Source organism: Microbacterium sp. Beta (assembly GCF_005502545.1).
In the GTDB taxonomy this organism is placed as follows: Bacteria; Actinomycetota; Actinomycetes; order Actinomycetales; family Microbacteriaceae; genus Microbacterium; species Microbacterium oxydans.
Map to the genome: position 1 here is coordinate 120,855 of NZ_SCOG01000010.1, position 11,230 is coordinate 132,084.

13 protein-coding genes are annotated in these 11,230 nt (G+C 69.5%); 9 read left to right on the forward strand and 4 right to left on the reverse strand.

From position 1 onward, the window contains the following. Both gndA and FFS56_RS12060 read right to left on the reverse strand, forming a co-directional pair. Positions 1-1,455: an NADP-dependent phosphogluconate dehydrogenase gene (gene gndA, locus FFS56_RS12055; RefSeq protein WP_058632437.1), complete on the reverse strand. Its 1,455-nt coding sequence runs from the start codon at positions 1,453-1,455 to the stop codon at positions 1-3. 58 nt (positions 1,456-1,513) lie between these two features. Beyond that, positions 1,514-2,449, reverse strand: coding sequence for an NAD(P)-dependent oxidoreductase (locus FFS56_RS12060; RefSeq protein ID WP_046748921.1), 936 nt, complete (start codon positions 2,447-2,449; stop codon positions 1,514-1,516). 98 nt (positions 2,450-2,547) lie between these two features. Here FFS56_RS12060 and FFS56_RS12065 point away from each other — a divergent pair, with 98 nt between their 5' ends. The 7 genes from FFS56_RS12065 (at position 2,548) to FFS56_RS12095 (ending at position 9,067) form a co-directional block, all read left to right on the forward strand. Further along, positions 2,548-3,606, forward strand: coding sequence for a D-2-hydroxyacid dehydrogenase (locus FFS56_RS12065; RefSeq protein ID WP_127011948.1), 1,059 nt, complete (start codon positions 2,548-2,550; stop codon positions 3,604-3,606). A 53-nt stretch (positions 3,607-3,659) separates the two neighbouring features. After that, positions 3,660-4,448, forward strand: coding sequence for an IclR family transcriptional regulator (locus FFS56_RS12070; protein ID WP_046748923.1), 789 nt, complete (start codon positions 3,660-3,662; stop codon positions 4,446-4,448). Between the two features lie 145 nt (positions 4,449-4,593). Further along, positions 4,594-6,012: an MFS transporter gene (locus FFS56_RS12075; RefSeq protein ID WP_046748924.1), complete on the forward strand. Its 1,419-nt coding sequence runs from the start codon at positions 4,594-4,596 to the stop codon at positions 6,010-6,012. Then, positions 6,009-6,794 (forward strand): SDR family oxidoreductase, encoded by a 786-nt coding sequence (locus tag FFS56_RS12080; protein ID WP_046748925.1) that lies wholly within the window; start codon positions 6,009-6,011, stop codon positions 6,792-6,794. Before FFS56_RS12075 ends, FFS56_RS12080 begins: the two co-directional genes overlap by 4 nt. Next, entirely contained in the window at positions 6,794-7,525 is a 732-nt protein-coding gene (locus FFS56_RS12085) for a fumarylacetoacetate hydrolase family protein (protein WP_046748926.1), read from the forward strand. Before FFS56_RS12080 ends, FFS56_RS12085 begins: the two co-directional genes overlap by 1 nt. A 16-nt stretch (positions 7,526-7,541) precedes the next feature. Then, positions 7,542-8,579: an alcohol dehydrogenase catalytic domain-containing protein gene (locus tag FFS56_RS12090; protein ID WP_127011949.1), complete on the forward strand. Its 1,038-nt coding sequence runs from the start codon at positions 7,542-7,544 to the stop codon at positions 8,577-8,579. Then, positions 8,576-9,067 carry a gluconokinase gene (locus tag FFS56_RS12095; RefSeq protein ID WP_046748928.1) on the forward strand — a complete coding sequence of 164 codons (492 nt, stop codon included), beginning with the start codon at positions 8,576-8,578 and terminating at the stop codon, positions 9,065-9,067. Before FFS56_RS12090 ends, FFS56_RS12095 begins: the two co-directional genes overlap by 4 nt. 15 nt (positions 9,068-9,082) lie before the next feature. On the opposite strand, the gene FFS56_RS20930 is transcribed toward FFS56_RS12095, so the two are convergent. Then, the gene (locus tag FFS56_RS20930) at positions 9,083-9,208 is read right to left on the reverse strand and encodes a hypothetical protein (protein ID WP_017828452.1); all 126 of its coding nucleotides are present in this window, start codon (positions 9,206-9,208) and stop codon (positions 9,083-9,085) included. A gap of 223 nt (positions 9,209-9,431) precedes the next feature. On the opposite strand from FFS56_RS20930, the gene FFS56_RS12100 reads away from it, so the two are divergent. Together FFS56_RS12100 and pth are read left to right on the forward strand one after the other, a co-directional pair. Beyond that, positions 9,432-10,046 (forward strand): 50S ribosomal protein L25/general stress protein Ctc, encoded by a 615-nt coding sequence (locus tag FFS56_RS12100; protein ID WP_046748929.1) that lies wholly within the window; start codon positions 9,432-9,434, stop codon positions 10,044-10,046. 98 nt (positions 10,047-10,144) lie between these two features. Further along, positions 10,145-10,726 carry an aminoacyl-tRNA hydrolase gene (gene pth / locus FFS56_RS12105; protein ID WP_046748930.1) on the forward strand — a complete coding sequence of 194 codons (582 nt, stop codon included), beginning with the start codon at positions 10,145-10,147 and terminating at the stop codon, positions 10,724-10,726. 27 nt (positions 10,727-10,753) lie between these two features. Here pth and FFS56_RS12110 read toward each other — a convergent pair. Further along, positions 10,754-11,230, reverse strand: a 477-nt coding sequence (locus FFS56_RS12110) for a hypothetical protein (protein ID WP_249352977.1), incomplete at its 5' end; no start/stop codon positions are given.

An 11,230-nucleotide genomic window follows, 5' to 3' on the forward strand; every position in this document is an offset into this window, starting at 1 on the left:
TCAGTGCGTGTCTTCCGCCTCGATCTCGGTGCGGTCGCCCGACCACAGCGTGTGGAAGGTGCCCGGCTTGTCGATGCGCTTGTAGGTGTGCGCACCGAAGAAGTCGCGCTGCCCCTGCACGAGAGCGGCAGGGAGGCGGTCGGCGCGGATGCCGTCGTAGTACGACAGCGACGACGAGAACGCCGGAGCCGGGATGCCCGCCTGCGCTGCGGTCACCACGACGCGACGCCACGACGACTGCGCCCGGGTGAACGCCTCGGCGAAGTAGGGTGCGGTCATCAGCACGGGGAGGTCGGGGGTCGCCGCGTAGGCATCGGCGATGCGGTTGAGGAACTGCGCACGGATGATGCAGCCGCCGCGCCAGATCTTGGAGATCGCGCCGAGGTCGATGTTCCAGCCGTACTCGGCCGCGCCGGCGCGGATCTCGTCGAAGCCCTGCGAGTAGGCGACGATCTTCGACGCATACAGCGCCAGGCGCACGTCCTCGATGAACTGCTCGGTGTCTTCGGCCGAGACCGTGAACTCCTCGTCGGGGCCGGGAAGGCCGCCGGCGACGGCGCGCTGCTCGGGGTGCGACGACAGCGAGCGGGCGAACGTGGCCTCGGCGATGCCCGACACCGGTACGCCGAGCGACAGCGCGGTCTGCACGGTCCAGGCGCCGGTGCCCTTGGCTCCCGCCTGGTCGAGGATCACGTCGACGAGCGGCTTGCCGGTCTCGGCGTCCACCTGGCGGAGCACCTCGGCCGTGATCTCGATCAGGTACGACTCGAGCTCTCCCCGGTTCCACTCGGCGAAGATCTCGGCGATCTCGGCGGGCGACTTGCCGGTGCCGCGCCGGATGAGGTCGTAGGCCTCGGCGATGAGCTGCATGTCGGCGTACTCGATGCCGTTGTGCACCATCTTGACGAAATGACCGGCGCCGTCGTGGCCGACGTGGGTGACGCAGGGCTCGCCTTCGGCGATCGCCGCGATGGACTTGAGGATCGGCCCGAGGGTGACCCACGACTCGTCCGAGCCGCCCGGCATGATCGAGGGTCCGGTGAGTGCGCCCTCCTCGCCGCCGGAGATGCCGGCGCCGACGAAGTTGATGCCGGTCTCGCGGACGGCCTTCTCGCGACGGATGGTGTCGGGGAAATAGGCGTTGCCGCCGTCGACGATGATGTCGCCCGGTTCGAACACCTCGACCAGCGAGTCGATGACCGCATCGGTCGGACCCCCGGCCTTGACCATGATGATCGCGGTGCGCGGCTTCTGCAGCGAGTCGGCGAACTCCTGGTAGGTGCGGGCCGGTACGAAGCCGGCCTCGGGGTGCTCGTCGAGGAGCGTCTGGGTCTTCTCGTAGCTGCGGTTGAAGATCGCCACCGTGTTGCCCTCGCGGCTGGCGAGATTGCGGGCGAGGTTCGAGCCCATGACGGCGAGTCCGACGACTCCGATGTTCGCTGATGCTTCGGGCACAGAAGGCTCCTCGAGATCGTGAAGAAGGGGTGGTTTCAGAGTATCGCTGTCCGGGAGGTCAGTGGCGACCTGTGTCGTGAGAGGCGATGTCGTGAGAGGCGATGTCGTGAGAGGCGATGTCGCGGGAGGCGATGAAGCGCCGCGACACCGCGATGTCGCGCTCTCCGAGCCCGGCGGCGACGAGTTCGTCGAAAGCCGCACGCAGGGTGGGCAGCAGCACGGGCGCGGTGCCGGTGGCCTCGGCGATGTCGGCGGCGAAGCCGAGGTCCTTCACCATGTACTGCGCGATGCCGCTGGGGGAGTCGTCACCGGTGACGAGCTTCTCGCGGCGGCTGTCGAGCAGGCGCGATCCGGCGTATCCGCCCGAGAGCAGCGACCAGAGCGCATCGAGGTCGAGTCCCGAGCGCTCAGCGAGCACCGTGGCTTCGCCGAGCGCCATGATCGTGGCGGAGACGACGAGCTGGTTGCAGGCTTTGGCGACCTCGCCCGCCCCCAGCGGGCCGAGCAGCACAGGGTTGCCGCAGGGGGCGAGCACCTCGGCGGCTATCGCCGCGTCCTCCTGGTCCCCTCCGAGCATGATCGAGAGGGTTCCGGCGATCGCACCGTCCTCACCGCCGGAGACAGGGCAGTCGACGACTCGCACCCGTCCCTGCGTCTGTGCGCCCACCCGCTCCGCGAGCGCGCGCACGGCCGGCGCCGACGACGTGGACCCGATCAGGATGAGCAGGTCGCCGGCGTCGGCCAGCAACCCGTCCGGCCCGTCGAGCATGGCTTCGAAAGGAGGGAGGTCGGGCAGCATCATGAGAAGGACGTCTACTCTGGAGGCGAGTTCACGTGGCGTCTCCGCCCAGGAGGCACCGGCAGCCAGCAGTTCCGGCTGAGGGCGGCGGGCATGGATGACGAGCCGACCGTGCGCGGCGAGCAGATGGTCCGCCATCGGGCGACCCATCGCGCCGAGGCCGACCACGCCGACGGTGGCAGGTGTGTTGCTCATGCGCACACCGTAGCAACAATCCAACAGATAGAACAGTGTCCAACAGGATGGAACTGGGCTAAGGTGAGTGATTCAGACTTCCCGAGGAGGGGACCAAGATGACGGGGACCGAGAAGAAGCTGCGTGCCGTCGTGGCGGTGCCGCTGCGGGAAGAGCTGTGCCGACTGATCGAGGAGCTCGAGCCGCGCCTCGAGGTGCTCCGCGACCACGATCTGATGCCGCCGATGCGGGGTCCTGCCGACTGGTCGGGTGATCCTCAGTACACGCGCACGCCGGAGCAGCAGCGGGCCTTCGATGCGCTGGTCGATTCCGCAGACGTGCTCTTCGGGATCCCCGATGTCGACGCGGGGGCTCTGGCTCGCACGGTGGCTGCGAACCCGCGGCTGCGCTGGGTCATGACGACCGCGGCCGGGGGTGGAGCCTCGGTCAAGGCTGCCGGCCTCGACCGTTCCCAGCTCGACCGTGTGGTCTTCACCACCAGCGCCGGCGTGCACGGCGGCCCGCTCGCGGAGTTCGCGGTGTTCGGGGTCATGGCCGGTGCGAAGAACCTCCCGCGCCTCCTCGCCGACCAGGGAACGCGCACCTGGCCGGATCGCTGGGAGATGCGTCAGCTCGACGAGATGACGGTCCTGGTCGTCGGTCTCGGCGGCATCGGCTCGGAATGCGCACGGCGCTTCCATGCGCTCGGCGCGCGGGTGTGGGGCACGACGCGCTCGGGTGAGCCGGTGGCGGGTGTGGATCGTCTCGTGCCGTTGGGCGAGCTGACCGAGGCCGTGGCCGGTGTCGACGCGATCGTCGTCACCCTTCCCGGCACAGCGCAGACGCACCATCTGATCGGCGCCGACGTGCTCGAGGCTGTCAAGCCCGGTGCGATCATCGCCAACGTGGGTCGTGGCACCGTTATCGACGAGGTCGCGCTGCTCGGCGCGCTCGACGATGGTCGCGTGGCCTTCGCCGCCCTCGACGTGTTCGAGCAGGAGCCGCTCGATGCCGCCTCGCCGCTGTGGGGGCACCCGAACGTGCTGGTGAGCCCACACACCGCAGCCCTCAGCTCCAAGGAGGAGGAGCGGATCGCTCGACGCTTCGCGGAGAATGCGGCACGCCTGCTGGACGGCGAGCCGCTGGCCGCGGTGGTCGATACGGTCGAGTTCTACTGATCGACCTGCAGGTCTTCACCGCCTGAGGGATCCCGAGCGCGAAAGGCGCGGCCATGGATGACGACACCCGCGAGGGGCGAGACCCCGCACCCGCCGTGACCCGCAGCATCCGCCTGCTCGGGATCCTCGCCGAGGCCGGGGGCCCGCGCACGCTCACCGAGCTGGCCGGGGACCTGGGACTGGCGAAGTCGTCGACCGCGAACCTCTGTCTCGCGCTCGAGGCCGGCGGCATGGTCGACCGCACGCCGCAGGGTTACCGCCTCGGCGTGCGCACCGCCGAACTGGGTGGCGCGTTCGCCGCGCAGTTCAACCAGGTGCGGGAGTTCTACAGCGTGTGCGAGGCCTCGCCGCAGCTCGCCTCCGAACTGGTGCAGGTCGCCATGCTCGACGGCACGGACGCGTTGTACCTCGCCCGTCACGAGGGCTCGCGCTCGCTCCGTCTCGGCACCCCGCTCGGGTCTCGTCTCCCGGCCCCGCTGTCGGCGACCGGACGCGCGCTCCTCGCCGCGATGAGCGACGACGAGGTGACCGAACTCCTCGGTGCTGACGCCGTCTTCCCGCAGCTCACCGAGCGCAGCGCGACCACCATGTCGGGGCTTCTCGAGGTGCTCGCCACAGCCCGCCGCAGAGGCTGGGCGCTGGACGCGGAGGAATCCTTCCGTGGCATCGTCGGCGTGGCCGTGCCCCTGGAGGGGTGGGCGCCGACCGATCCGCCGCTCGCGCTCGGTGTCGCGATCCGTGCGGCCGAGGCCGACTACGAGCGGATCGAGCGTGTGGGCGAGGCGCTGCGCGAGGCCGCCGCCGCGCTGACGAACCCGTTCAGCGCTGCCGTCCGACGCTGACCTCCCCGGACGCGCCGCCGCCCTCCTGAGGGGTGGCGATTCTTCGTGCGCGAGAAAGCGGGCCACAACCCGTCCAAAGGGTTGAACAGAATTCAACAGGCTGGTACAGTCGTCATCACGCCGCAGGCGAAGCCGATCGAAGGAGATGGCCGTGACAGACCCCCGCACCTCAGCCCGAGCAGCGTCGGACGACCCGGAATACGCGGCGAATCTGCGCCGCGCGACGCTCGCGTCGAGCATCGGCAGCGCGCTGGAGTACTTCGACTTCGCGCTCTACGGCCTCTCGACCGCCCTGATCTTCAACGTCCTGTTCTTCCCCCAGGACGACCCGGCGATGGCGACGGTCGCCGCGTTCGCGACCTTCGGCGTCGGATTCCTGGCGCGTCCGTTCGGTGGACTGTTCTTCGGTGTCTTGGGCGACAAGCTCGGACGCAAGTGGGTGCTGGTCGCGACCATCGTGCTGATGGGTGGAGCATCCACGGCGATCGGGTTGCTTCCCACGTACGCCGCGATCGGCGTGTGGGCGCCGATCCTGCTGGTGCTGATGCGACTGCTGCAGGGCTTCGGTGCCGGTGCGGAGCAGGCAGGGGCGACCGTGCTGATGGCCGAGTACGCGCCGGTGAAGCGCCGCGGCTTCTTCTCGGCTCTTCCGTTCGTCGGCATCCAGGCGGGCACGCTGCTCGCTGCGGTCGTCTTCGGCCTGATCACCCTGCTCCCCGAGGACCAGCTGCTGAGCTGGGGATGGCGTGTGCCGTTCCTCGCCTCCTTCGCGCTGATCCTGCTGGCGCTGTTCATCCGGATGCGGCTGCGGGAGACGCCGACGTTCGTCGAACTCGAGAAGCACGAGCAGATCGCCGATCGTCCGATCCGGGAGATCTTCACGCATGGTCTCCCCGGCGTGATCGTGGGCGTCGGGCTGCGCATGGCGGAGAACGGCGGCTCGTACATGTTCCAGACGCTCGGCCTCGCCTTCTTCGTGACGGTGGTCGGCGACACCGCCGACAAGAGCCTGCTCACGTGGGGCGTCACCCTCGGCTCGCTGATCGGCGTCTTCTCCGTGCCGTTCACAGGGCACCTGTCCGACCGCTTCGGCCGCCGCACGGTGTACCGGTTCGGTGCGGTCTTCATGCTCGTCTACACGTTCCCCGCATGGTGGCTCCTGTCGCTCGGGAACTACGCCATCGCGATCGGTGTGATCGCGATCGGCATCGGCGTGGCGGTGAACAGCATGCTCGGACCGCAGTGCGCCATGCTCCCCGAACTCTTCGGAAACCGTCACCGGTACCTCGGCGTCGCCATGGCCCGCGAGATCTCCGCCGTGCTCGCCGGCGGCCTCGCCGGTGTCCTCGGCGCGTACCTGATCGCGGTCAGCGACGGCAACTGGGTGCTGCTGGCCATCTACATGGCGGTGCTCGCTCTCATCACGACCGCATCGACGTTCCTCGCTCCCGAGACCCTCCGTCGCGACCTCACCCGCGTCGACGACGCGATCAAGGTCTCGCGCGCCGAGGCCGGCGACGACGTGTTCGCCACCACCGTCTCGATCAAGGCCGTGGGGCGATGACGGCATTGCCTGCGGGACTGGCCGCCTTCGATCTCACGGGGCGGACGGCGCTGGTCACCGGGTCGAGCCAGGGCATCGGGAAGACGCTCGCCGCGGGGCTGGCCGGAGCCGGAGCGACCGTCGTCGTGCACGGGCGCGATGCGGCGAAGGCGCACGCGTCGGCGAGGGAGATCTCCCGCACGACCGGGGCCGACGTGCACAGCGTCGTCTTCGACGTGACAGATGCTGCAGCGGTCGACGAGGGGATGAACGCGGTCGAACGGCTGGTCGGCGCCCCTGACATCCTCGTCAACAACGCCGGTGTCCAACGACGCGCGCCCATCGCCGAGTTCGCGGACGAGGACTGGGATGCGCTCGTGCAGACCAACCTGTCCAGCGTCTTCCACCTGTCACGTCGGGTCTCCGCCGGGATGATCGCGCGCGGTTCGGGCAAGATCATCCAGATCGGCAGTGTCCAATCTCAGCTCGCCCGCCCCTCGATAGCGGCGTATGCGGCGACCAAGGGCGCGATCGTGATGTTCACGAAGGGCCTGTGCGCCGACCTCGCCCCGCACGGCATCCAGGCCAACGCGATCGCCCCCGGGTACTTCGCCACCGAGCTCACGAAGGCGCTCGTCGCCGACGAGCAGTTCTCGGACTGGGTGCGCGGACGGACCCCCGCCGGTCGGTGGGGAGACACCGAGGATCTCGTCGGCGCTCTGCTGTTCCTTGCGAGCTCCGCGAGCGACTTCGTCAACGGGCAGACGCTGTTCGTCGACGGCGGCATGACGGCGGTCGTCTGATGCGCATCGGTCGCGTCGCCGCACCCGGTGGCCCCGTGTGGGTGCGGGACGGCATCCACGGCCCGGTGCCGATCACCGACCCCTTCGCGGCCTTTGCCGGCGGGACCGAGCCGGGGGACATCGGCGAGACCGTCGAGGGGACCGTCATCGCGCCGGTGGATCCGGTCGTCATCATCGGCATCGCCCAGAACGGCCCTGACCACGCCTCGCCGGTGCAGGCGTGGCTCAAGAGCCCGCGCACCGTGGTCGGCAGCGGGGTGACGGTGACGCTGCGCCGCGACGCCGGTGCACAGGTGGCTGAGGGCGAGATCGCCGTCGTGATCGGACGCCCGACCGCAGGGCTGACGGCGCAGAACGCGCAGGAGTACGTCCTCGGCGTCACCGCCGTGAACGACCTCTCCAGTCCCGAGCGTGCCGAGGTCGACCCGCGCAACTTCGAGTCGAAGTCGGGGGAGGGCTACACCCCGCTCGGTCCCTGGATCGACACCGACGCAGGCATCGACGATGTGACGCTCGAGGTGGCGATCGACGGTCGCCGCGTCGCCGCCACCGGGAGCGCTCAGCTGCCGATGTCGATCCGGGAATGCCTCGCGTATGTGGCCGCGTGGTCACCGCTGGGTCCCGGGGACGTCATCATGACCGGCGCGCCGCACTCCCAGGCGGTCGTGGCGCCAGGACAGACCGTGACCGTCGATGTGGCGGGCATCCGATTGGTCACGCCCTTCGTGTGACCGGGGAAGGAGCGTGGTGGAGAACCTCGCTGTGGTGGCGCATGCCGCCGACGATCTGCGGATCGAAGACATCGGTGCGCCGATGGCCCGACCGGACGACGCCGTGATCGACGTGGCCTTCGGGGGCGTCTGCGGGTCAGACCTCCACTACTGGCGGCACGGAGCCGCCGGGGCCTCCGTGCTGCGGGAGCCGATGATCCTCGGGCACGAGGTGTCCGGTGTCGTGACGGTCGCCGCAGCCGACGGCTCGGGGCCGGCAGTCGGCACGCCCGTGGCCGTCCACCCGCTCACCGCGCACGGGGACGGGCGCACACCCTGGCCGGCCGAGCATCCCAACCTCGCACCGGCATCGACGTATCTCGGGTCGGCGATGCACCTGCCTCACACCCAGGGGGCCTTCGCCCGTCGCGTGGCGCTCCCCGCGCGGATGCTGCACGCTCTCCCCACCGGCCTCGATCTGCGCACGGCGGCGTTGGCCGAACCGGCCGCGGTCGCCTGGCACGGTGTGCGGCGAGCCGGCGACGTCCGAGGTCGCAGCGTCGTGGTCATCGGCGCCGGACCCATCGGCCAACTCGTCGCGGCCGTCGCCCAGCGGGAGGGGGCCACCTCCGTGACGGTCACCGATCTGCAGCAGCTGCCGCGGGAGATCGCCGAAGCGCGTGGCATCCTGTCGATCGACGCCAGGGCGGAGAGCGAGATCTCCGAGCTGCACGCCGATGTCGTGATCGAATCCAGCGGCACCGTCCCCGGTCTCGCGGCCGCCGTCTCCGCCGCCGTCCGCGGGGGCGTGGTGGTGATGCTGGGGCTGCAGCGCGGGGGCGACGTGCCGGCGCCGATGGCCACCGCGATCACGCGCGAACTCACCCTGCGCGGATCGTTCCGCTTCGGGGCGGAGTTCGACGAGGTCATCGCCGCTCTCGCCGACGGCAGCCTCGACGTGCGCGGTATCATCAGCCACGTGCTGCCGGTCGACGATGCGCTCGAGGCGTTCGCACGGGCCGCCGACCCTGCGAGCTCCTGCAAGGTGCTCATCGACTTCGGAAGAGGCGCATGAGCGTGCGCATCGTGGTGATGGGTCCGAGTGGCTCCGGCAAGTCGACGGTGGGCGCGTTCCTGGCCGACTCTCTCGGAGCGCGGTTCATCGACGGCGATGACCTGCATCCGCCGGAGAACGTCGGCAAGATGGCTGCGGGAGTTCCGCTGGACGATGCGGATCGACAGCCCTGGCTCCGCCTCGTCGGGAAGACCCTCCAGGCGGAGGAGCGCGTCGTGGTCGCGTGCTCAGCGCTTCGACGCGTCTATCGCGACCTCATCAGAGACGAGGCGCCGGAGGCCTTCTTCGCCGAACTGGCGATCGGTCGCGACGTCCTCGAGGAACGGATGCGCCTGCGCGTGGATCACTTCATGCCGGCCGCACTGCTGGATTCCCAGCTGCAGACCCTCGAGTCGCTCGATGCAGACGAAGAGGGCATCAGCATCGACGCGGCGGCGGACGTGCGGACCGCGTCCGCGCTCATCGCCGCGGCGGTGGGGCAGCGCTAGCGCCGCTGTCGCTTGTCAGTCCTTGCGGTAACCCGAGCGGCCCATCGCGAACAGCGCGATGAACGAGGTGACGGCCGCGCACACGGTCATGGCGCCGATCAGCCAGAGGAGTGCGTGCGAGAGGAAGGCGCCGTCGAGCATGGGGGTTCTCCGTGTTCTGCAGAAAAAGGACCGGTGTCCTCAGCCTATCGGGTCATCCGGTACCATTGAGGCTGTACCTCGGCGAGGGATGCTTCTGCGCGTGCGCGAACATCCGTTATCGACGCGGCGAAGCAAGCCCGGTGGCTTTCCTCCTGCGTCAGCGAGTTCGAAAATTCCAAGACCACCGCGCGGCGCCTTCGCTGCGTGCCCCGAAGGAGAACCCATGTCTGAAGACACCAAGGTCCAGGCCGAGCTCCGCGAGAGCTTCGGCAAGGGCTTCGCCCGCCGCCTCCGCGCCGCCGGCAAGATCCCCGCCGTCATCTACGGTCACGGCACGGAGCCGGTGCACGTCGCACTCCCCGGCCACCAGGTCTCGCTCATCCTGCGCCGCGCGAACGCGCTGCTCGAGCTCGACATCGAGGGCAAGTCCCAGCTCGCTCTGGTCAAGGACGTGCAGAAGGACCCGGTGCACCAGATCATCGAGCACATCGACCTGCTCGTCGTGAAGAAGGGCGAGAAGGTCGCCATCGACGTCCCGATCATCGTCACGGGCGAGTCGGCTCCCGGTACGATCGCGAACCTCGACGCCACCACCGTGTCGATCGAGGCCGAGGCCACGCACATCCCCCAGAACATCGAGGTCTCGGTCGAGGGCCTGGAAGAGGGCGCGCACATCACCGCCGCCGACGTGCAGCTCCCCAAGGGCTCCACGCTGCTCTCCGACCCCGAGGTGCTCGTCGTCGCGATCTCCGTGCCCGCCGCACCCGCGGAAGAGGACGAGGCGGAGACCGAAGGCGAGTCCGCCGATGAGGCGACCGAAGAGGCCGCCGCGGAGTGATCTCCGACTGATTCATCACAGAGGGGACGCGATCCGATCGCGTCCCCTCTGTCGTATCCTGACCGGGCTGCAGCCCCGGACAGGGAGAGGACGAGGACATGCCATCGACCTGGCTCGTGGTGGGGCTCGGCAACCCCGGCCCGCGGTATGAGAGCACTCGACACAACATCGGACAGATGGTCGTCGATGAGCTCGCCTCGCGGCGTTCCGAGGCGTTCCGCGAGCACAAGGGGGGAGCGCGCGTCGTCGAGACCTGGCTGCGCCCTGGCGCGGACAAGCTGGTGCTCGCCAAGCCCAATACGTTCATGAACGTCTCGGGCACGCCGGTGGCGGCTCTGGCGCGGTTCTACTCGGTCCCCACCGAGCAGGTGGTCGTCGTGCACGACGAGCTCGACATCCCGTTCGACACCGTCAAGCTCAAGACGGGCGGCGGGCACGGAGGGCACAACGGTGTGCGCGACGTCGCCAGAGCGCTGGGCACGGCGGATTTCCCGCGCGTGCGAGTCGGCATCGGTCGTCCGATCGGGCGTCAGGATCCTGCGGACTGGGTGCTGGCACCCTTCGGCAAGGAAGAGCGGCCGAACCTGCCGATCCTCGTCTCGGATGCCGCCGATGCGGTCGAGCTGCTGGTCGACGAAGGACTCCTGGCGGCGCAGCAGAAACACCACGCGCCGCGCTGACGCGGCAGCTGCCTACCGGCAGTGCGGTCAGGCCGAGAAGTTCGACATCCCCGCAGCGGCGCCGGTCGTGAGAGCCACCACCAGTGCGATGAAGAAGATCACCGACGCCAGGACCGCCACCACGAGAGCGGCGATTCCTGCACCCCGGCCACGCTTCTTGGCGATCGCGATGATGCCGAGGACGATCGCGGCGACGCCGACGAGGGTCCCGAGCCAGAACGAGAGCTCCGCCCAGAGCACCTGATCCCGGACCGGGGTCAGCACCCGGAGGTCATCGGCGGTGACCGATGCGCCGTTGGGCAGGTACCGACCGATCTCGAACGCGCTGACGCTGACGACGATCGCCGGTACGACCGCCGCGACGAGAGCGAAGACCAGGGCGAGCGTCCCGAAGAGCCGCGAGGACGAGGGAGCCGGTGCGGTGGGCACCTGGTAGGCGCCGGAGGGAGCCGTGTAGCCGCCGACGGGCACCTGGTAGGCGCCAGGAGGGGCTGCGGGGTAGCC

Excerpts from the sequence above, each read along its gene's own strand:
- pth (WP_046748930.1), top strand. The coding sequence starts at position 10,145 with ATGCCATCGACCTGGCTCGTGGTGGGGCTCGGCAACCCCGGCCCGCGG.
- FFS56_RS12075 (WP_046748924.1), top strand. The coding sequence starts at position 4,594 with ATGGCCGTGACAGACCCCCGCACCTCAGCCCGAGCAGCGTCGGACGAC.
- FFS56_RS12095 (WP_046748928.1), top strand. The coding sequence starts at position 8,576 with ATGAGCGTGCGCATCGTGGTGATGGGTCCGAGTGGCTCCGGCAAGTCG.
- FFS56_RS12060 (WP_046748921.1), bottom strand. The coding sequence starts at position 2,449 with ATGAGCAACACACCTGCCACCGTCGGCGTGGTCGGCCTCGGCGCGATG.
- FFS56_RS12080 (WP_046748925.1), top strand. The coding sequence starts at position 6,009 with ATGACGGCATTGCCTGCGGGACTGGCCGCCTTCGATCTCACGGGGCGG.
- FFS56_RS12065 (WP_127011948.1), top strand. The coding sequence starts at position 2,548 with ATGACGGGGACCGAGAAGAAGCTGCGTGCCGTCGTGGCGGTGCCGCTG.
- FFS56_RS12070 (WP_046748923.1), top strand. The coding sequence starts at position 3,660 with ATGGATGACGACACCCGCGAGGGGCGAGACCCCGCACCCGCCGTGACC.
- FFS56_RS12085 (WP_046748926.1), top strand. The coding sequence starts at position 6,794 with ATGCGCATCGGTCGCGTCGCCGCACCCGGTGGCCCCGTGTGGGTGCGG.
- FFS56_RS12100 (WP_046748929.1), top strand. The coding sequence starts at position 9,432 with ATGTCTGAAGACACCAAGGTCCAGGCCGAGCTCCGCGAGAGCTTCGGC.
- FFS56_RS20930 (WP_017828452.1), bottom strand. The coding sequence starts at position 9,208 with ATGCTCGACGGCGCCTTCCTCTCGCACGCACTCCTCTGGCTGATCGGC.